This window comes from Pseudomonas sp. Irchel s3b6, assembly GCF_900187415.1.
Lineage (GTDB): Bacteria > Pseudomonadota > Gammaproteobacteria > Pseudomonadales > Pseudomonadaceae > Aquipseudomonas.
On record NZ_FYDM01000018.1, the window covers coordinates 1 to 20225 of the forward strand.

General features: G+C 60.7%; 19 protein-coding genes. 8 read left to right on the top strand and 11 right to left on the bottom strand.

Features of this window, described 5'->3' with window-relative positions; genetic code table 11:
* Positions 1 to 195: 195 nt before the first annotated feature.
* The gene (locus tag CKW07_RS21855; protein ID WP_095147003.1) at positions 196 to 915 is read right to left on the bottom strand and encodes a response regulator transcription factor; all 720 of its coding nucleotides are present in this window, start codon (positions 913 to 915) and stop codon (positions 196 to 198) included.
* Positions 916 to 1167: 252 nt separating this feature from the next.
* Between CKW07_RS21855 and CKW07_RS21860 the strand changes: the two genes are divergently transcribed.
* The 3 genes from CKW07_RS21860 (at position 1168) to CKW07_RS21870 (ending at position 5135) form a co-directional block, all read left to right on the top strand.
* Positions 1168 to 1389 (top strand): hypothetical protein, encoded by a 222-nt coding sequence (locus tag CKW07_RS21860; protein ID WP_141234470.1) that lies wholly within the window; start codon positions 1168 to 1170, stop codon positions 1387 to 1389.
* Between the two features lie 428 nt (positions 1390 to 1817).
* Complete coding sequence (locus CKW07_RS21865; protein ID WP_095147005.1) at positions 1818 to 2810, top strand: FecR domain-containing protein; 993 nt, start codon at positions 1818 to 1820, stop codon at positions 2808 to 2810.
* 18 nt (positions 2811 to 2828) lie between these two features.
* A complete protein-coding gene (locus CKW07_RS21870) occupies positions 2829 to 5135 on the top strand; it encodes a CHASE2 domain-containing protein (RefSeq protein WP_095147006.1) in 2307 nt (768 codons plus the stop codon).
* A 167-nt stretch (positions 5136 to 5302) separates the two neighbouring features.
* Here CKW07_RS21870 and CKW07_RS21875 read toward each other — a convergent pair whose 3' ends face one another.
* The 4 genes from CKW07_RS21875 to glyQ form a co-directional block, all read right to left on the bottom strand.
* Positions 5303 to 6073 carry a 1-acyl-sn-glycerol-3-phosphate acyltransferase gene (locus CKW07_RS21875; RefSeq protein ID WP_095147007.1) on the bottom strand — a complete coding sequence of 257 codons (771 nt, stop codon included), beginning with the start codon at positions 6071 to 6073 and terminating at the stop codon, positions 5303 to 5305.
* 84 nt (positions 6074 to 6157) lie between these two features.
* Complete coding sequence (gene gmhB / locus CKW07_RS21880) at positions 6158 to 6691, bottom strand: D-glycero-beta-D-manno-heptose 1,7-bisphosphate 7-phosphatase (protein ID WP_095147008.1); 534 nt, start codon at positions 6689 to 6691, stop codon at positions 6158 to 6160.
* 6 nt (positions 6692 to 6697) lie between these two features.
* Entirely contained in the window at positions 6698 to 8752 is a 2055-nt protein-coding gene (gene glyS / locus CKW07_RS21885) for a glycine--tRNA ligase subunit beta (protein ID WP_095147009.1), read from the bottom strand.
* On the bottom strand, positions 8749 to 9702 hold the full coding sequence (glyQ, locus tag CKW07_RS21890; RefSeq protein ID WP_064680830.1) for a glycine--tRNA ligase subunit alpha: 954 nt from the start codon (positions 9700 to 9702) through the stop codon (positions 8749 to 8751). The genes glyS and glyQ overlap by 4 nt, the downstream gene beginning before the upstream one ends.
* 81 nt (positions 9703 to 9783) lie before the next feature.
* Between glyQ and CKW07_RS21895 the strand changes: the two genes are divergently transcribed.
* Entirely contained in the window at positions 9784 to 10341 is a 558-nt protein-coding gene (locus CKW07_RS21895) for a DNA-3-methyladenine glycosylase I (protein WP_095080994.1), read from the top strand.
* A 42-nt stretch (positions 10342 to 10383) separates the two neighbouring features.
* Entirely contained in the window at positions 10384 to 11271 is an 888-nt protein-coding gene (locus CKW07_RS21900) for a lysophospholipid acyltransferase (protein WP_095147010.1), read from the top strand.
* Between the two features lie 46 nt (positions 11272 to 11317).
* Here CKW07_RS21900 and CKW07_RS21905 read toward each other — a convergent pair whose 3' ends face one another.
* The 5 genes from CKW07_RS21905 to def form a co-directional block, all read right to left on the bottom strand.
* Positions 11318 to 11632, bottom strand: a complete 315-nt coding sequence (locus CKW07_RS21905) for a tetratricopeptide repeat protein (protein WP_095080990.1) — start codon at positions 11630 to 11632, stop codon at positions 11318 to 11320.
* Between the two features lie 185 nt (positions 11633 to 11817).
* Positions 11818 to 13191: a Trk system potassium transporter TrkA gene (gene trkA, locus CKW07_RS21910; protein WP_095147011.1), complete on the bottom strand. Its 1374-nt coding sequence runs from the start codon at positions 13189 to 13191 to the stop codon at positions 11818 to 11820.
* A 22-nt stretch (positions 13192 to 13213) separates the two neighbouring features.
* Positions 13214 to 14524, bottom strand: coding sequence for a 16S rRNA (cytosine(967)-C(5))-methyltransferase RsmB (gene rsmB, locus CKW07_RS21915; RefSeq protein ID WP_095147012.1), 1311 nt, complete (start codon positions 14522 to 14524; stop codon positions 13214 to 13216).
* Positions 14521 to 15480: a methionyl-tRNA formyltransferase gene (gene fmt, locus CKW07_RS21920; RefSeq protein ID WP_095147013.1), complete on the bottom strand. Its 960-nt coding sequence runs from the start codon at positions 15478 to 15480 to the stop codon at positions 14521 to 14523. The genes rsmB and fmt overlap by 4 nt, the downstream gene beginning before the upstream one ends.
* Positions 15481 to 15550: 70 nt before the next feature.
* The gene (gene def, locus CKW07_RS21925) at positions 15551 to 16057 is read right to left on the bottom strand and encodes a peptide deformylase (protein ID WP_095080986.1); all 507 of its coding nucleotides are present in this window, start codon (positions 16055 to 16057) and stop codon (positions 15551 to 15553) included.
* 154 nt (positions 16058 to 16211) lie between these two features.
* Here def and CKW07_RS21930 point away from each other — a divergent pair, with 154 nt between their 5' ends.
* The 3 genes from CKW07_RS21930 to CKW07_RS21940 all read left to right on the top strand — a co-directional run bounded on the left by CKW07_RS21930 (position 16212) and on the right by CKW07_RS21940 (position 19045).
* Positions 16212 to 17237 (top strand): LysM peptidoglycan-binding domain-containing protein, encoded by a 1026-nt coding sequence (locus tag CKW07_RS21930; protein WP_095147014.1) that lies wholly within the window; start codon positions 16212 to 16214, stop codon positions 17235 to 17237.
* A gap of 79 nt (positions 17238 to 17316) precedes the next feature.
* On the top strand, positions 17317 to 18420 hold the full coding sequence (gene dprA, locus CKW07_RS21935) for a DNA-processing protein DprA (RefSeq protein WP_095147015.1): 1104 nt from the start codon (positions 17317 to 17319) through the stop codon (positions 18418 to 18420).
* 67 nt (positions 18421 to 18487) lie between these two features.
* Positions 18488 to 19045 carry an L-threonylcarbamoyladenylate synthase gene (locus CKW07_RS21940; RefSeq protein ID WP_095147016.1) on the top strand — a complete coding sequence of 186 codons (558 nt, stop codon included), beginning with the start codon at positions 18488 to 18490 and terminating at the stop codon, positions 19043 to 19045.
* 42 nt (positions 19046 to 19087) lie between these two features.
* On the opposite strand, the gene CKW07_RS21945 is transcribed toward CKW07_RS21940, so the two are convergent.
* Positions 19088 to 20065 carry an NADPH:quinone reductase gene (locus CKW07_RS21945; protein WP_095147017.1) on the bottom strand — a complete coding sequence of 326 codons (978 nt, stop codon included), beginning with the start codon at positions 20063 to 20065 and terminating at the stop codon, positions 19088 to 19090.
* Positions 20066 to 20225: the final 160 nt, after the last annotated feature.

A 20225-nucleotide genomic window follows, 5' to 3' on the forward strand; every position in this document is an offset into this window, starting at 1 on the left:
TCGACCTGATCGACGACCGACAGTTTAAAAGCCAGCGTGTAATCCCGCTGACTGCGCCTTTTGCCTGAATCCATTGTGTCCTCCTGAAAATAGGTCAGAAGGTGTAAACCTTATTCAGGACGGGACACAGTAACAAAAAAGGCCAACGCTCAGCGTTGGCCTTTTTTTTCGATCGCCTCTAACCGTAAAAACTCGTTACTCGCTCACCGCCGTGACGCTTTCCAGGCGGTAGCCGTAGCCATAGATAGTCAGCAGCTGCCAGCCACGATCAGCGGTCAGGCCGAGCTTGTTGCGCAGGCGATAGATGTGGGTATCCAGGGGCCTGGAAGACACCATTTCTTCATGGGACCAGAAACGCTCATAGAGGTACTCCCGCGACAGCGGTCGGCCGAGGTTGGCAAACAGGCAGCGCGCCAGGCGGTACTCGCGTTCGGTGAAGCTGATGGGGTTGCCGGCACGGGTGACGGTCAGCTCTGCGTCATCGAACACCAGGTCATTGAAGCTCAATACTTCACTGGCCGTGCCGCGCTGCAAACCATGGCGACGCAGCACGGCGTTAACGCGGGCTTTGAGTTCATTGGGGCGAAATGGCTTGCTGACGTAATCGTCCGCTCCGGCGTTGAGCGCCTGAACGATGTCGCTTTCAGCGTCCCGGCTGGTGAGCATGATGGCGGCCGGGGGCGCCTCCATGTGCTCACGGGTCCAGCGCAGTAGCGCCAGCCCACTGATGTCGGGCAGTTGCCAGTCGAGAATCAGCAAGTCGAAGGTTTCGCGGCGAAGCTGACGCAGCAGGTCCTCTCCTCGCTCGAAACTGTGCACGCCCCAGGCATCTTCCCCGGCTTCCGGCATTTGTCGCAGTGTCTGTTCCACCCGGCGTAGCTCGGCGGGCTCATCATCCAGTATTGCGACACGCATGCGGAGTGCTTCCTTCATCTCGGAGAGTGCTGTGGGTAAATAGTCCTACAGTGCCGAGTTTAGGCTGATTGTTCGAATCTGAACAATTATGGCGATTTGCTGCAGAGGCTTCAGGGCTGGGTAGGCTGATATCAATTAGTCGGTAATCGGCAGGTATCCGCTCGAAGGTGCAAGGAAGGAACGATGGGGAACAGGCTGAATCCTCGTGCAGTGATGGCGACGATGAACCGAGGCATCGCGATGAAAGCTAGTATGTCGTTGGTGCTCATTGCCTGCCTGGGAGCCGCTTCGCCCGCGGTGAACTCAAGTCATGCCGCGTCGGATAAACCCGTGTCGCCGCGTTACTACAGCCCCGTTGTGGCGTATGCAGGCTTCAGCGACTCACGGGGATTCGCACCGGTGAGTACGTCCGGGGATGAAGCGTATTCGGCACCGCTGCACACGCAGGGGGAGCAACCACGCTGGGTGTTCTGAAATGCTGAACGGGCAATTCTGAAGAAATATTGAGAATTGCCTCACCGCGTGTGGGTGTTGGTAACTTCTCAAGTGTTGAGAGAGGCACAGGGGCATTGGGATGTGCCCCGACACAGGGAGTGTCATCGCCAGCCTGGCGGGACCGCCGATCGCCGGTTCGCTTGCGGTCTGCAGTTCAGGGGAAAAAATGGAGTGCCTTCTCACATGTTAACCGGGTCGATTCGGATTCGATCCGACACAGGGACGTGTCACTTTCCCCTTTCGAGGGGGACGCGTTCAAGGAAAATCGCGACAGCTTTTTTATATCGATGATGGCGTTATGTATAGGCACGGGCTATCTGTTGCAGAGCCCTGTCAGGTATGGTGCGCAAGGCTGACGAATCAGTGGGTCCGCCAGGTCTTCAAAAAAAGTGTGAAAAGCGAATCCTATGAACTCAATCACTTCTTTGCACTGCCGCCGTTTCGGCATCCTATTGTTGCTGGTCGCGGGCTTGTCGGGTTCGTTGACCCAGAGTGCATCTGCCGCTTTTTTCACCGCCAAGCGCCTGCCGTACATTGATGATAATCAGCAGTGTCGCGGACAACCCCTGCCTGCCACGATCGAACACCTGACGGGCGAAGCCTGGAAGCTTGATCGCAAAGGCAAGCAGGTTGCCCTGGAAGAAGGGATGACGGTGGATGAACACGAAAGTGTAAAGACCTCCCCTTCGGCCTTTGTCAGCCTGTCGCTGGGCGATGGGTCGCGCATCGTCCTGCCATCCAGTTCCCAGGTGACCTTGAGCCTTAACGAAGAGCTCAAGGTGGCACAGGTGATCCTTGATCAAGGCCAGGTCGAGTCCTATGTCATCAAGCGCGCCAGCGACTATGATCGTTTCCAGATCGTGACGCCGGTGGGCGTGCTCGGTGTTCGTGGCACGCACTTCCGGGTACGCAATGAAGACAATGGGCACTCACTGATTGAAGTGCTCAATGGCCAGGTTGCCGTTGACCGCGATGAAGGTGACGCACCGCTGAAAAAGTCGCCGGGAAAACCATCGCCCCAGGCCGATACGGATGCTGACGTGCAGGTGATGGCCCGCCAGGGATTACGGATCCAGAAGGAAGGCACGTTGATACCAACCGACCTGCTGCCTCCGCCACGATTGCTCGGACAGGCGGGACAGACCGGGCCGGCACCGGTCTGGCAACTGATCATGCAACCGGTGGAAGGCGCCACGCGCTATCGGGCGCAAGTTGCCACGGACACCTCATTCATGAACATCAAGCAGGAACAGTTTTCCAGTACGCCTGAGATAAACTTCATCGGGTTGAAGGCGTTCTACTACCATGTTCGGCTCTCTGCATTTGACGCGCAGGGGCTTGAAGGAGAAACCGGGGTATATGACATCTTCTATTACCCTCGGACCACGCGGGCTCAATAAGCGTCCGGCGCTTTGCCGATGAGGCGTTGGCCAAGGAAGGAAGGTCGCGAGCCCACTCAGGCGCAGCGATTGTTTCGCCGGTTGGTCCGTGAATGGCTATGGGTCAGCCTGATCCTGCTGCCGTTGACGGCCGTATTGTCCTTGAGCCAGGGACTGACGCTGAGCAATCTGCTGTATGACAACCTGCGGCGCCTGAGCCCACTGCCAGTTGACCCGCGCATTCTCATCATCACCATCGACGACTACAGCTTGCAGCAGTTAGGGCAATGGCCCTGGCCGCGGACAATGCACGCCGACCTGCTTGATCGGTTGTCGGCCGCCGGGCCCCGGGGCGTTCTGTTTGACGTCATCTTCAGTGAGCCGGCCAAAATCCCTGAGCATGATCTTCGCCTGGCCCAGGCGATCTGCCAGGCTGGCAATGTGTTTATCCCGTTGTTGCGTGAAGGGGTTGCCCGCTATGGGCAGCCATTGGGTGAGATCGAACCTGTTGCACCGTTGAGCCACTGCGTCAAGGGTGTCGGGCATATCAATGCCGAGGCAGACGCGGATGGCATTGTGCGCAGTGTGTACCTGCGTGAGGGCCCTGAGCGCGCCCCGAGAGCGCAATTGGCGTGGTTGCTCTACGAGACGACCACCGATGGCCCGGATGCCCTCCCCGGCTCGTCCGTGGTGTCGATGGTGCAAGGTTGGCAGCGAACCCACCGCATTCGAATTCCCTTTATCAGCATGAATGCAGGGTTTCCCAGCGTTCCGTACGTCAGCGTGCTGCGTGGTGAAGTACCGCCTCAATTGCTGCGTGATCGCCTGATCCTGATCGGTTCCACCGCACCAGGGTTAGGCGATCGCTACGTCACACCGCAATCAGCGAGTGTCGGCACGACAGCGGGTATCGAGATTCAGGCCAACCTGCTGAACGGTCTGCTCCAGCAGCGCAGCATTGTGGTGCTGGGCGATGGCTGGAGGGTTTCGCTGTCGACGGCCATGGTCGCCTTGTTGCTGGCCTTGCTGTTGTTCCGCCCACGACGAGCCTTGTGGCTGACCCTGGGCGCTATGGTAACGGCCCTGCTTACTTCGGCACTCATGCTCAGGGCGGGCTGGTGGTGGTCACCGGCCGCGAGCGTGCTGGGGATGTTGCTGGGTTACCTGATCTGGAACTGGCGCCGGCTGAGCGCTGTGCTCGCCTATTTCGGCTGGGAACTGGCACGGCTCGACAGCGAGCCAAAAGTGTTCCCCGAACGTCGTCGCACGGCCTCTCCGGCCGGTGATGTGCTGCAGGGGCAGATCGTTGCGCTGGAGCAGGCGATGAGCCGGACCCGCGACACACGGCGTTTTATCTCGGACGGTCTTGAGTACTTGCCCGTGGCCACCCTGATCAGTGGACCGGATGGGCGTATTCTGCTGGCCAATCGAAATGCCCGGAGTCTGTTTGCCGGTGACCTGGTCGGCGAAAACTTGCTGTCGCAGCTCGCGACCCTGGGTTATCCAGGCCTGCTTGAAGGGGCACGTCCCGCGCTATCGGCCCTTGAAAGCAATGAGTTCCGTGATATCCATGGCCGAAGCCTGCGCCTGGACGTGGCATCGCTGTTTCCGGCCGAAGGTGGAGCGGCGATTGGCTGGTTGCTCAGTTTCACGGATTTGAGCGTCGAACGTGAGGCCGAGGAACAACGCGCAGTGCTGATGCGCTTTCTCTCCCACGACCTGCGCGCGCCGCATTCGGCGATTCTGGCGCTGCTCGACGTCCAGCATTGCCAGGGGGCGGGAGACACGCAGTTGTTCGCCCAGATCGAGTTGCAGGTACGCAAGGCCCTGGGCCTGACCGAGGCGTTTGTACAGCTGGCCAAGGCCGAGTCCGAGGCCTACCAGTTCGAGCCGAGCATGTTCGCGATGCTGGTACTCGATGCCTTCGATCAGGCAATGAGCATCGCGCAGCTCAAGCAGATCGAGTTGCGGCATGACCTGGATGACGATGCCGAAGGCATGGTGCTGGCGGATCAGTCATTGCTGACCCGGGCGCTGTTCAACCTGCTGGAAAACGCCATCAAGTACAGCCCATCTGGCTCAAGGGTCACGGTGCGGGTGAGTTGTGCGCAGGGCTGGTTGACCTGCGACATCAGCGATCAGGGCAAAGGTCTATCGGCGGCGGAGTTGCCGGAATTGTTCAGCCAGTACCGACGTTTTGCCTCAGCGCAGGGCAGTGACGGATTGGGCCTGGGGTTGTCGATGGTCAAAGCCGTGGTGGATCGTCATGGCGGACGGATCCTTTGCGAAAGCCAGGTCGGGCAAGGCACGACCTTCAGTGTCCAACTGCCGTTGCTGGATGAATGAGAAGGGCATAAAAAACCGGCATCCAGTGCCGGTTTTTTTATGACTGCGAAAACTTATGCACGTTTTACGGCGTTTTATTAGCTTAAGAAATATGTATGTAAATCATAGATTTAGATATCAATTATGTCTTTTTCCAATGAAACCGTGCACAGGTTATCCACAGAATCTCAGATCGCTTCCTTGTCCGTTGCGGTGGACAGAGGCGGCAGCGAACCCATGTCGCGTTGGGTCTGCTCATTCCAGGCCGCGGCGCGGTCGTTGAGCTCGGCAACCGCCCGTGGCCCGCTACCCTCGGCGTACATCGGCGCACCGATGACCACCGTGATCGTGCCGGGGGTTTTCGCCCAGCCGGTCTTTGGCCAGAACTTGCCGGCGTTGTGGGCGATTGGCAGTACCGGCAACTGGGCATTGACTGCCAATGCCGTCCCGCCGCGAGAGAACTTGCCCACCGTACCGAACGGAACGCGGGTGCCTTCCGGGAAGATCAACACCCAGACGTTATCCTTGAGCAACTCATCGCCCTTCTTCGCCACGTGCTTGAGTGCGGCTTTCGGGTTGTCGCGATCGATGGCGATCGGTCGCAGCATGGCCATCGCCCAACCAAAGAACGGCACATACAGCAGTTCGCGCTTGAGCACCTGGCTCAGGGGCTCGAAATAGGCCGAGAGGAAGAACGTTTCCCAGGTGCTCTGGTGGTTCGACAGAATCACACAGGGCTGTTCAGGGACGTTTTCAGCGCCTTTGACTTCAAAGCGGATGCCCAGGAACACCTTGCTCAGCCACAGTGCGCAACGGCACCAGTAGACGTTGATGAAGCGATAACGCGCCTTGAACGGCAGGAACGGCGCGATAAAAAAGCTCAGGCTGCACCACAGCAACGAGCTGGTGCCCAGCAGCAGGTAAAAAAGAAAGGTTCTGATTGCCTGCAAGATCAACATGGTCGCGTTTACCGTTGCGGGGCAATGCCCGCCTTCTAAAAAGCGCGCTCCCGAACAGTCCTTGATCAGGATGTCAGAATCGCCCTAGTTGTTGATAAGTTCTGCGGCAATCGCCGCCAGATCGTCAAAAATCAAAGTGCCTGCCGGCAGGGTCAAGCCCTGAGTCTTCTCGCCTTTCCCGGTTTTTACCAAAACTGGCTGACAGTCGACGGCTTCTGCCGCCTTCAGGTCACCGAGACTGTCGCCGACGAACCACAGGCCCGTCAGCGCCACGTCGTAATGTGCGGCAATGGTTTTAAGCATGCCGGGTTTGGGCTTGCGACATTCACAGCCTTCGTCAGGCCCGTGGGGGCAATAGACGATCAGGCCGAGTTCACCACCCTGCTCGGCCACAAGCTGGCGCAGGCGCGCGTGCATGGCGTCCAGGGTGGCGACATCGTAGTAGCCTCGAGCAATGCCCGACTGGTTGGTAGCGACCGCTACCGTCCAGCCGGCCTTGCTCAACCGCGCGATGGCTTCGATCGAGCCGGGCAGAGGAATCCACTCCTCCACCGACTTGATGTAAGCGTCGGAGTCGTAGTTGATCACCCCGTCCCGATCGAGTATCAGCAGTTTCAAGCCGTCTTACCCCAGCAACGAAATGTCGGCAACGCCCAGGAACAGGCCACGCAGACGTGCCAGCAGCGCATAACGGTTGGCACGCACCTTGGCGTCTTCTGCGTTGACCATCACGGCTTCGAAGAACGCATCCACCGGCTCGCGCAAGGCGGCCAGGCGTGCCAGCGATTCGCTGTACTGACGGGCCGCGGCCATCGGCTGCACCGCTTGATCCGCTTGCTGGATCGCCGAGTACAGGGAGAACTCGTTGGCATTGTCGAAATACTTGGCTTCGACAGTGGTCGGCACGCTGCCTTCGAGCTTGCTCAGCAGGTTCGACACACGCTTGTTCACGGCAGCCAGTGCAGCCGCTTCCGGCAACTGGCGGAACGCTTGTACCGCTTGTACACGCTGGTCGAAGTCCAGGGCAGAACCCGGCTTCAGGGCACGTACCGACAGGTAGGTGGCCACATCCACGCCTTCGTCTTCATAGCGGGCACGCAGACGGTCGAAGATGAACTCCAGGACCGAATCGGCCAGGCCGGCGCCCTTGACCTTGGTGCCGAACGCAGCGACGGCGAATGCCACGGCATCGGTCAGGTCCAGGTCGAGCTTCTTGTCGATCAGGATCCGCAGCACGCCCAATGCGGCACGGCGCAAGGCATAGGGGTCCTTGCTGCCGGTAGGCAGCATGCCGATACCGAAGATACCGACCAGGGTGTCGAGTTTGTCGGCGATAGCCACCGCCGCCCCGGTCAGGGTGACTGGCAGTTCAGCACCGGCACCGCGCGGCATGTACTGCTCGTTCAGCGCCAGCGCGACATCTTCCGGCTCGCCATCGTTGAGGGCGTAGTAGTAACCGGCAACACCTTGCATCTCCGGGAACTCACCGACCATCTCGGTCGCCAGGTCGCACTTGGACAACAGGCCAGCACGGGCCGCCCACTGTGCGTTGCCGCCAATGTGCGGGGCAATGAAGGCGGCGAGTTTGGAAACACGCTCGGCCTTGTCGTAGACGCTGCCGAGTTTTTCCTGGAACACCACGTTCTGCAGGCGCAGGTTGAAGTCTTCGAGTTTCTGCTTCTTGTCTTGCTTGAAGAAGAATTCGGCGTCGGTCAGGCGTGGGCGAACCACTTTCTCGTTACCGTCGATGATCTGCTGCGGGTCTTTGCTCTCGATGTTGGCCACGGTAATGAAACGTGGCAGCAACTTGCCGTCGACATCCAGCAGGCAGAAGTACTTCTGGTTGTCCTGCATGGTGGTGATCAGTGCTTCTTGCGGCACATCGAGGAAGCGTTCTTCGAACGAGCAGACCAGCGGCACCGGCCATTCAACCAGGGCGGTCACTTCGTCGAGCAAGGCCGGTGGCACGATCGCGGTGCCTTCCTGCAGCGTGGCAAGCTCGGCGGTACGCTTGCTGATCAGCTCGCGACGCTCGTTGGCATCGGCCAGTACATAGGCCGCGCGCAGGTCATCGAGGTAGTTGGCAGGCGAGGTGATACGCACGCTGTCCGGGTGATGGAAGCGGTGACCACGGGAGTCGCGACCGGCCTTCTGAGCGAGGATGGTGCAGTCGACCACTTGGTCGCCGAGCAGCATCACCAGCCATTGGGTCGGACGCACGAACTCTTCCTTGCGAGCGCCCCAGCGCATGCGCTTGGGAATCGGCAGGTCGTTCAGCGAGTCTTCGACGATGGTCGGCAACAGGCTGGCGGTCGGCTTGCCGGCGATGCTTTGGCTGTAACGCAGCTTGGGCCCGCTCTGGTCGATTTCGCTCAGGTCCACGCCACATTTCTTGGCGAAGCCCAGGGCCGCTTGAGTCGGGTTGCCTTCGGCATCGAAGGCCGCCTGGCGTGGCGGGCCGTCGAGGTTGATGCTGCGATCCGGCTGCTGGGTGGCCAGCGCGGTGATCAGCACGGCCAGGCGACGCGGCGCGGCGTATACGGTTTTGCTCTCGTAATTCAGGCCAGCGGCTTGCAGGCCCTTGTCGATACCGGCCAGGAATGCCTCGGCGAGGGTGTTCAGGGCCTTGGGTGGCAGCTCTTCGGTGCCCAGTTCAACCAGGAAATCTTGAACACTCATTGTGCAGCCTCCAGCTTAGCCAACACTTCATCACGCAGATCCGGGGTTGCCATCGGGAAGCCCAGCTTGGCGCGAGCCAGCAGGTAGGCCTGGGCAACGGAACGGGCCAGGGTGCGCACACGCAGAATGTATTGCTGACGAGCGGTCACCGAGATTGCCCGGCGCGCATCCAGCAGGTTGAAGGTGTGCGAGGCCTTCAGGACCATTTCGTAGCTTGGCAGCGGCAGCGGTTGCTCCAGCTCGATCAGGCGCTTGGCTTCGCTTTCATAGAAATCGAACAGTTCGAACAGCTTCTCGACGTTGGCGTGTTCGAAGTTGTAGGTCGACTGCTCCACTTCGTTCTGGTGGAACACGTCGCCGTAGGTCACCTTGCCCATCGGGCCGTCAGCCCAGACCAGGTCGTAGACCGAGTCCACGCCTTGCAGGTACATGGCCAGACGCTCGAGGCCGTAGGTGATCTCGCCGGTCACCGGGTAGCACTCGATGCCGCCTGCTTGCTGGAAATAGGTGAACTGGGTCACTTCCATGCCGTTGAGCCAGACTTCCCAGCCCAGACCCCAGGCGCCGAGGGTCGGCGATTCCCAGTTGTCTTCGACGAAACGGATGTCGTGCACCAGCGGATCCAGGCCCACGTGCTTGAGGGAGCCCAGGTACAGTTCCTGGAAGTTGTCCGGGTTCGGCTTCAGGACTACCTGGAATTGGTAGTAGTGCTGCAGACGGTTCGGGTTTTCGCCGTAGCGGCCGTCAGTCGGGCGACGACTGGGCTGCACATAAGCGGCGTTCCAGGTTTCCGGGCCGATGGCGCGCAGGAACGTGGCAGTATGGAAAGTGCCGGCGCCTACTTCCATATCGTAGGGCTGAAGTACCACACAACCTTGCTCGGCCCAGTATTGCTGGAGGGCGAGGATCAAGTCTTGGAAGGTACGCACGGCTGGCGTAGGCTGGCTCACGAAATTCACCTGTTTCTTGGGCTGCGATTTAAAGAGCGGGAGTATACCCGATTCGTTCGTGCGCACGCCCCCTGGAGCCTTATGCCACGCTGCTTTTGGTGTTCCGACGATCCGTTGTACATGGCTTATCACGATCAGGAGTGGGGCGTACCGCTACGCGATGCGCAGCGCTTGTTCGAGTTGCTTTTGCTCGAAGGGTTCCAGGCGGGCCTGTCGTGGATCACCGTACTGAAGAAGCGCGAGCGCTACCGTGAGGTGCTGTTCGGCTTCGACGTGCAGCGCGTGGCGCAGATGAGCGACGCCGAAATAGACGATCTGATGCTCGATCCGGGGATCATTCGCAACCGTCTGAAACTCAACGCCGCCCGGCGCAATGCCCAGGCCTGGCTGGCGCTGGAAGACCCGGTGGCGTTTCTCTGGTCGTTCGTCGGGGACGCGCCTGCGATCAACCATTTCAAGGATCGCAGTCAGGTTCCGGCCGTGACGCCGGTCGCCGTGGAAATGAGCAAAGGCTTGAAAAAAGCCGGGTTCACCTTTGTCGGGCCGACCATTTGCTATGCCCTGATGCAGGCATCGGGCATGGTCATGGATCACACCACCGATTGTGATCGTTACGCCACATTGGCGGCACGCGGTTAGAATGTGCGGTTCGCACACAGCACAAGAGATCAGGAGTGACCTGTGGATAAGTTGAAAGGCGCCTTGCTGGTAGGCGCTCTGCGGTTGTTTGCCCTGCTTCCGTGGCGGGCAGTACAAACGGTCGGTGCCGCGATTGGCTGGATGATGTGGAAAATCCCCAACCGCTCCCGCGACGTGGTGCGGATCAACCTCGCCAAGTGCTTCCCTGAAATGGACGCCGCCGAGCGCGAACGCCTGGTCGGGCAGAGTCTCAAGGACATCGGTAAATCCCTGACCGAAAGCGCCTGCGCCTGGATCTGGCCGGCTCAGCGCTCCATTGACCTGGTGCGTGAAGTCGAAGGCCTCGATGTGCTCAAGGCGGCGTTGGCCTCGGGCAAGGGCGTGGTCGGCATCACCAGCCATCTGGGCAACTGGGAAGTGCTGAACCATTTTTACTGCAGCCAGTGCAAGCCGATCATTTTCTACCGCCCGCCCAAGCTCAAGGCCGTGGACGAGTTGCTGCGCAAGCAACGGGTGCAATTGGGCAACCGGGTTGCCGCTTCGACCAAGGAAGGCATCCTCAGTGTCATCAAGGAAGTCCGTAAAGGCGGGGCTGTTGGCATTCCGGCCGACCCGGAGCCGGCCGAATCCGCCGGTATCTTCGTGCCCTTCTTCGCCACCAAGGCCCTGACCAGCAAGTTTGTGCCAAACATGCTGGCCGGCGGCAAAGCCGTTGGTGTGTTCCTGCATGCCCTGCGCCTGCCGGATGGTTCAGGTTACAAAGTGATTCTGGAAGCGGCGCCAGAGGCCATGTACAGCACCGATACCGAGACCTCCTGCGCGGCCATGAGCCAGGTGGTCGAGCGGTACGTGCGCGCTTATCCGAGCCAGTACATGTGGAGCATGAAGCGCTTCAAGAAACGCCCGCCGGGTGAAGCGCGCTGGTACTGAGTTGGCCAGGCCGACCTGTGGATAACCCGGCTCAGGCGCACGCTACTCACTGCGCCTGGCGTTCGAGCTTTTTCAGAAACACGGTCATTTCCTTTTCTGCCTGCTTGTCGCCATGGACGCGGGCGGCTTCAAGTCCTTGCTCCCAGGCCTGGCGTGCGGCTGGATAATCCTTCAGCGCCAGATGGGCCTTGCCCAATAGCTTCCAGGCCGCGGAGTATTTCGGATCGAATTCGACGCAGCGCTGGAAATGTTCGGCAGCCTTGGCATTTTCCCCAAGATCCAGATAGCCCTTGCCCAACCCGAACCGCAGCAGCGAGTTATCCACACCCTTGGCGAGCATTTTTTCCAGGGATTCGAGCATGGGTAATGTCCTTCAATTGGAAGTGAAAGGCTTCTGTGGCGAGGGAGCTTGCTCCCGCTCGAGCGCGAAGCGGTCGCAATCCGCAATCCGGGTTGTACCTGACAATCCGCGATCAAAGGTTTTACGACTGCTTCGCAGCCGAGCGGGAGCAAGCTCCCTCGCCACAAATGAGCGTCAGCCGGGGATCAGAAGAAGCTCAGCCCCACGTGGAACAACTTCTCCACATCGCGAATGTGCTTTTTATCCACAAGGAACAGAATCACGTGGTCGCCCGCTTCGATCACGGTGTCGTCGTGGGCGATCAGCACTTTTTCGTCGCGAATGATCGCGCCGATGGTGGTGCCAGGCGGCAAGGCGATGTTTTCGATGGCCTTGCCGATGACCTTGCTCGACTTCATATCGCCATGGGCAATGGCTTCGATGGCTTCTGCCGCGCCACGTCGCAGGGAATGCACGCTGACGATATCGCCGCGACGTACGTGCGCCAGCAAGGTACCGATGGTCGCCAGCTGGGGGCTGATGGCAATGTCGATGTCACCGCCCTGGATCAGGTCGACATAGGCCGGGTTGTTGATGATGGTCATCACCTTTTTGGCACCCAGGCGTTTGGCCAGCAGCGACGACATGATGTTGGCTTCGTCGTCGTTGGTCAGGGCCAGGAAGATATCGGCGTCGGCGATGTTCTCTTCCATCAGCAAGTCGCGGTCCGAGGCACTGCCCTGCAGTACGACCGTGCTGTCGAGGGTGTCCGACAGGTAGCGGCAGCGCGCCGGGTTCATTTCGATGATCTTCACTTGGTAACGGCTTTCGATGGCTTCGGCCAAGCGCTCGCCGATCTGTCCGCCGCCGGCGATCACGATGCGTTTGTAGCTTTCATCGAGGCGGCGCATTTCGCTCATCACTGCACGAATATTCGCTTTGGCTGCGATGAAAAATACTTCGTCATCGGCTTCGATCACCGTATCGCCTTGCGGCAGGAGCGGGCGATCGCGTCGGAAAATCGCTGCGACGCGGGTGTCGACGTTGGGCATGTGCTCGCGCAATTGACGCAGTTGATGACCCACCAGCGGTCCGCCGTAGTACGCCTTGACCGCCACCAGTTGGGCCTTGCCCTCGGCGAAGTCGATCACCTGCAGGGCGCCGGGGTGTTCGATCAGGCGCTTGATATAGTTGGTCACCACTTGTTCCGGGCTGATCAACACGTCCACCGGAATCGCATCGTTGTCGAACAGGCCGGCGCGGGTCAGGTACGCGGCTTCGCGAACCCGGGCAATCTTGGTCGGCGTGTGGAACAGGGTGTGGGCGACCTGGCAGGCGACCATGTTGGTTTCGTCGCTGTTGGTCACCGCGACCAGCATGTCGGCGTCATCGGCGCCCGCCTGACGGAGCACGGTCGGCAACGAGCCGCGCCCTTGCACCGTCCGAATGTCGAGGCGATCACCGAGGTCGCGCAGGCGTTCGCCGTCGGTGTCGACCACGGTGATGTCATTCGCTTCACTGGCCAGGTGTTCTGCCAGCGTACCGCCAACCTGACCTGCGCCGAGGATGATGATCTTCATCCAGTCACTCCCTTAAAACCGTTTAGCCGCGTGTGGCGGCGATCTTGATCAGCTTGGCGTAATAGAACCCGTCGTGCCCACCTTCTTGCGCGAGCAACTGGCGGCCGTGGGGTTGCTTGATGCCGGCCTGGCTGGCGATGTCCAGTTCGCGAGCACCCGGGGTGCGGCCCAGGAAGGCTTCGATGACTTCGGTGTTCTCGGTGGGCAATGTGGAGCAGGTGGCGTAAAGCAGAATGCCACCGACTTCCAGGGTCGGCCACAGGGCATCGAGCAGTTCGCCCTGAAGCACCGCCAACGCCGCGATGTCATCCGGTTGACGGGTCAGCTTGATGTCCGGATGGCGGCGAATCACGCCAGTGGCCGAGCATGGCGCATCGAGCAGGATGCGCTGGAACGACTTGCCGTCCCACCAGGCTTGGGTGTCGCGGCCATCGGCGGCGATCAGTTCGGCGTTCAGCCCCAGTCGCTCAAGGTTTTCCTTCACCCGTACCAGGCGTTTGGCTTCCAGGTCCACCGCCACCACGCCCGCGAGTGCAGGCTCGACTTCGAGAATGTGGCAGGTCTTGCCGCCCGGTGCGCAGCAGGCATCGAGCACTCGTTGGCCTGGTGCCAGGTCCAGCAGGTCAGCGGCCAGTTGTGCGGCCTCGTCCTGCACGCTGATCCAGCCTTCGGCAAAGCCGGGTAGCTTGCGCACGTCACCCGGTTCCTCGAGCACGATACCGTCCTGGCTGAACAGGCACGGCTGGGCAGCCACACCCGCATCGCCCAGCAACGCGAGGTAGGCATCGCGGGCATGATGGCGACGGTTGACCCGCAGAATCATCGGTGGGTGCGCGTTGTTCGCGGCACAAATGGCTTCCCATTGCTGGGGCCAGAAGGCCTTGAGGGACTTTTGCAGCCAGCGCGGATGGGCGGTGCGAACCACCGGGTCGTGTTCAAGCTCGGCCAGCAGCGCTTCGCTCTCACGCTGGGCGCGGCGCAGTACAGCGTTGAGCAGGGCCTTGGCCCATGGTTTTTTCAGCTTGTCGGCGCACCCCACGGTTTCGCCGATGGCCGCGTGGGCCGGGACTCGGGTGTAAAGCAGCTGATACAACCCCACCAGCAGCAGCGCCTCGACATCGGCATCGGCGGCCTTGAACGGTTTTTGCAGCAGCTTGCTCGCCAGTGCCGACAAGCGCGGCTGCCAGCGTGCAGTACCAAAGGCCAGGTCCTGGGTGAAGCCGCGGTCGCGGTCTTCGACCTTGTCCATTTGCGTCGGCAAAGAACTGTTGAGCGAGGCTTTTCCGCTGAGAACGGCAGCCAATGCCTTGGCGGCGGCCAGACGTGGATTCATTGGGCGTCCACCGCTTGACCGAGCACGGTACCGATGGCGAACTTCTCGCGACGGCTGTTGAACAAATCGCTGAAGTTAAGCGCCTTGCCACCGGGCAATTGCAGGCGGGTCAGGCACAGCGTCTGCTCACCGCAGGCAACGATCAAGCCGTCCTTGCTGGCACCCAGGACTTCGCCCGGTGCGCCTTTGCCGTCGGCCAGGCTGGCTGCGAGGACTTTCAAGGCCTCGCCATTGAGCGTGCTGTGGCAGATCGGCCACGGGTTGAACGCACGAACCAGGCGCTCCAGCTCAACGGCCGGGCGACTCCAGTCGATACGTGCCTCGTCCTTGTTCAATTTGTGGGCGTAGGTGGCGAGGCTGTCGTCCTGCACTTCACCTTCCAGCGTCCCCGCTGCCAGCCCGGCAATGGCCTGGATCACGGCGGGCGGACCCATTTCGGCCAGGCGGTCGTGCAGCATGCCGCCGGTGTCCTGGGCGCTGATCGGTGTGCTGACCTTGAGCAGCATCGGCCCGGTGTCCAGGCCGGCTTCCATGCGCATCACGGTCACGCCGCTTTCACCATCGCCCGCTTCGACGGCGCGCTGGATCGGCGCCGCACCGCGCCAGCGTGGCAGCAGGGAGGCGTGACTGTTGATGCAACCCAGGCGCGGGATATCCAGCACCACCTGCGGCAGGATCAAGCCATAGGCGACCACTACCATCAAGTCCGGCTTCAGCGCCGCCAGTTCTGCCTGAGCCTCGGCATTGCGCAGGGTCGGCGGTTGCAGCACCGGGATGTTGTGTTCCAGAGCCAGTTGCTTGACCGGGCTGGGCATCAGTTTTTGCCCGCGACCTGCCGGACGGTCCGGCTGGGTGTAGACCGCGACGATCTCGTAAGGGCTGGCGAGCAGGGCCTTGAGGTGTTCGGCGGCAAATTCGGGGGTGCCGGCAAAGACGATGCGCAGTGGCTCAGTCATTGAAACTCTCGATTACAAAACGGTCACAAAAGAAAAAGGCTTGCCGCAGCAAGCCTTTGGAAGAAAGGAATCAAGCGTTCTGGCGATGGAGCTTTTCCAGCTTCTTCTTGATCCGGTCGCGTTTGAGCGTGGACAGGTAGTCGACGAACAATTTGCCGTTCAGGTGGTCGCATTCATGCTGGATGCACACCGCCAGCAGGCCTTCGGCGATGAGCTCGTACGGCTTGCCGTCGCGATCCAGGGCCTTGATCTTGACCTTCTGCGGACGATCGACGTTTTCATAGAAGCCCGGTACCGAGAGGCAGCCTTCCTGATACTGATCCATCTCGTCGGTCAGGGTTTCGAATTCGGGGTTGATGAACACCCGGGGTTCGCTACGGTCTTCGGACAGGTCCATGACCACGATACGTTTGTGCACGTTGACCTGGGTCGCTGCGAGGCCGATGCCTGGAGCTTCATACATTGTTTCAAACATGTCATCGACCAACTGCCGCACTTCGTCGTCCACTACGGTCACCGGTTTGGCGATCGTACGCAGGCGCGGGTCGGGGAATTCGAGGATGTTCAAAATGGCCATAAGCGTAATTGCTGCACGTGTGAAGTAAGGTCAGGGCCGATCGCCTGGTGGCTGCGATGAGGCCGGCGACGGCTGTAAAACGTCGCCCCCTGGGGAGCGAGCCACAGAGGCTCTGGCGTTTTACGCGAACCTACATAATAAAGGGATTCACCGCATGAGGAAATCACTACTCGCCCTGCTGCTTCTGGTCTCGGCCGGTTTCGCGCATGGGCAAGTACAACTTCGCGAGGGTTTTCCTGCGCAATACACCGTCATGGTCGGTGACACACTCTGGGACATCTCCGGCAAATACCTGCGTGAGCCCTGGAAATGGCCCGAGCTCTGGCAGGTCAACCCGCACATTGAAAACCCCAACCTCATCTACCCCGGCGACACACTGTCGCTGGTCTACATCGACGGGCAGCCACGCCTGACCCTCAATCGCGGCGCCTCGCGGGGCACCGTCAAGCTTTCACCACAGGTTCGTCGCGCACCTGTGGTCGACGCCATCGCCAGCATTCCGCTGCATGCGATCAACAGCTTCCTGCTGGGCAACCGCATCGTCGACAAGGCGCAGGATTTCGACCGCGCGCCCTACGTCGTGGCCGGTGATGACGAGCGGGTGCTCAGTGGCGGCGGTGACCGGGTGTTCGCCCGCGGCACCTTTGATCCAGCGCAGTCGGTGTACGGCATCTTCCGTCAGGGCAAGGTGTACACCGATCCGCAGAGCCAGGAGCTATTAGGCATCAACGCCGATGACATCGGCACGGGCGAGATCATCGATACCCAGGGTGATATCACCACCCTCGCCTTGCAGCGTACTACCCAAGAGGTTCGACTCGGTGATCGGCTGTTGAGTGGCGAGGAACGGGCGATCAATTCGACCTTCATGCCCGCTGCCCCCGCTTCCGAGGTTCAGGGCTTGATCATCGACGTGCCGCGGGGCGTGACCCAGATCGGTGTGCTGGATGTGGTGACCCTCAACAAGGGGCGTCGCGACGGGTTGACCGAGGGCAACGTGTTGGCGGTGATGAAGACCGGTGAGACCGTGCGCGACCAAGTGGCCGGCGATGAAGTGAAAATGCCCGATGAGCGCGCCGGTCTGTTGATGGTTTTCCGGACCTACGAAAAGCTCAGCTATGGCCTGGTGCTCAGTGCTTCACGATCCCTGGCGGTGATGGACAAGGTACGCAATCCGTAAAAGACTCAACAAGTTACCAACAGACTTATCCACAGCTTGTTCCCGGCTCTACAGGCCACTCACGATCAAGGATGATCTTATGTCGCAGTCTGCATGCGGGTCGGTTTCACCGGCGGAACTGGAAGCCCGTTTACGTTTGCATCGCCTGCCGGAGCTCGGCCCGCGACGGTTTCAAAAGCTGCTGGAAGCCTTTGGCTCGGCCTCCAAAGCCATCAGTGCGCCGGCCAGTGCCTGGCGTGCCCTGGGGTTGCCAGTGGCGTGTGCCGAGGCCCGGCGCAGTCCGCTGATTCGTGATGCTGCCTATCATGCACTGGCCTGGTTAGAGCATGAGGGCCAGCATTTATTGATGCTTGGTCAGCCAGGCTACCCGGCATTGCTGGCAGAGATCAGTGATCCGCCACCGCTGTTGTTTGTCGCGGGTGATCCCGCGATTCTGGACAAACCGCAATTGGCGATCGTCGGCAGCCGGCGCGCATCGAGACCGGGAATGGACACCGCCGTAGCATTTTCGCGCAGCCTGGCAGGCGCCGGTTTTGTCATCACCAGTGGCTTGGCGCTGGGTATCGATGCCGTCGCCCATCAAGCCGCCCTGGATGTCGGAGGGCAAACGGTCGGGGTGCTCGGCACGGGCCTGGAAAATTTTTATCCACAGCGCAATCGGCGAATTTTTGACGCGATGCTCGCGTACGGCAGTGCGGTGGTTTCCGAGTTCCCGCTGGATGCCGGTCCGCACGCCAGCAACTTCCCACGTCGCAACCGGATCATCAGTGGCTTGTCCCTCGGCGTGTTGGTGGTCGAGGCCAGTGTCGCCAGCGGCTCGTTGATCACGGCAAGGCTGGCGGCGGAGCAAGGGCGCGAGGTCTACGCGATTCCAGGGTCGATCCATCATCCCGCTGCCCGTGGCTGTCATCAATTGATTCGCGATGGCGCAGTGCTGGTGGAAACCATCGAGCACATTCTCGAAGGCCTGCGCGGTTGGCAATACCTGCCGTTATCCACAGAGGCACCGGAACCTGTCGATCACCCGCTGCTGTGCCTGCTGTTTGCCGCTGCGCACACCAGCGAAGCCTTGGCTGATGCAGCCGGTTGGCCCTTGCCCAAGGTCCTGATTGCACTGACCGAGCTGGAAATGGATGGGCGAGCGGTGTGCGAAGGCGGACGCTGGTTTGCACGCCTAAGCTAGTTTCATGAGCTGGGTTTTATAAGGAAGATCGGTAAACTGCGCGCAGCTTAATTTTGGAGAGTTGGTCATGGTCAACAGTTGGCGTGTGCAACAAGCCGCACAAGCAGTTCGCGCAGGCGCGGTGATTGCCTATCCAACCGAAGCTGTGTGGGGCCTGGGGTGCGACCCGTGGGACGAAGAGGCGGTGTATCGCTTGCTGGCGATCAAGGGGCGCTCGGTGGACAAGGGCCTGATCCTGATTGCCGACAATATTCGCCAGTTCGACTTCCTGTTCGAAGATTTTCCGGATCTGTGGCTCGATCGCATGGCCAGTACCTGGCCGGGGCCGAACACCTGGCTGGTCCCCCATCAGAACTTGCTGCCGCAATGGATCACCGGGGTCCATGAGACCGTGGCCTTGCGTGTCAGCGATCACCCGCTGGTTCGGGATTTGTGCGCGTTGGTCGGGCCACTGGTGTCGACCTCCGCCAACCCTCAGGGGCGGCCGGCGGCGCGCACGCGGATTCGCGTCGAGCAGTATTTCCGCGGGCAAGTCGACCTGGTGCTCGGCGGGAATCTGGGCGGCCGTAAAAATCCGAGCGTGATACGCGACCTGGCGACCGGTCAGGTGGTGCGCGCGGGCTGAGGCCCTGCGACGAGGGGGATGTCCCCTCGCCGCCCTTCAGGTTTAAGGCAGCAACACTGTCGACCCAGTAGTGCGTCGCGCCGACAACTCAGTCTGCGCCTTCGCCGCGTCAGCCAGTGAGTAACGCTGGCTGATGTCGACCCTGAGCTTGCCGTCGATGATCATTGCAAACAGCTCATCGGCCATCGTTTGCAGGTTTTCAGCGTTGTTGGCGTAAGTCCCCAGGGTGGGACGGGTGACATACAGCGAGCCCTTCGCCGCCAGAATCCCCAGGTTCACCCCGTCCACCGCTCCCGAGGCGTTGCCGAAGCTCACCACCAGCCCGCGTGGTGCCGTGCAATCGAGTGAGGTCAGCCAGGTGTCCTTGCCGACGCCGTCGTAGACCACCGGACATTTCTTGCCGTCCGTCAGCTCCAGCACCCGTTGAGCGACGTCTTCATGGCTGTAGTCAATCGTTGCCCAGGCACCGTTGGCCTTGGCCAGCGCGGCTTTTTCCGGAGAGCTGACGGTGCCGATCAGCTTCACGCCCAAGGCCTTGGCCCATTGGCAGGCCAACGAACCGACACCACCGGCAGCGGCGTGGAACAGGATGGTTTCGCCACCCTTGAGTTCATAGGTCTGACGCAACAGGTACTGCACGGTCAGCCCTTTGAGCATGACGCCTGCGGCCTGTTCGAAGCTGATAGCATCCGGCAGGTGCACCAGGTTGTCTTGTGGCAAGGTATGCAGGTCGCTGTAGGCCCCCAGCGGGCCGCTGCCATATGCCACGCGGTCACCGACCTTGAAGCGCGTCACGTCACGGCCCACCGCATCGACCACGCCAGCACCTTCTGCGCCAAGGCCCGATGGCAGGGCCGGCGGAGCATAGAGCCCGCTACGGAAGTAGGTGTCGATGAAGTTCAGGCCGATGGCCTTGTTGCTGACACGCACCTGCTGCGGGCCCGGTTCGGTCGGCTGATAATCCACATACTCAAGCACTTCGGGGCCGCCGTGGGCGCGGAACTGGATACGTTTGGCCATCTGCACTCTCCTTGGGTGGTATTGCGTAGCGCCCTATCGGACTCCTAAGCTTGATCTTCGTCAACTGCGGCGGGCACGGGTGCAGTGGTATGCTACGCGCCCATTTGCGCTGGCCGCCGTTCTGATCGAGCGCCGCGTAGCTTTGCCCGATTCAAGGTGA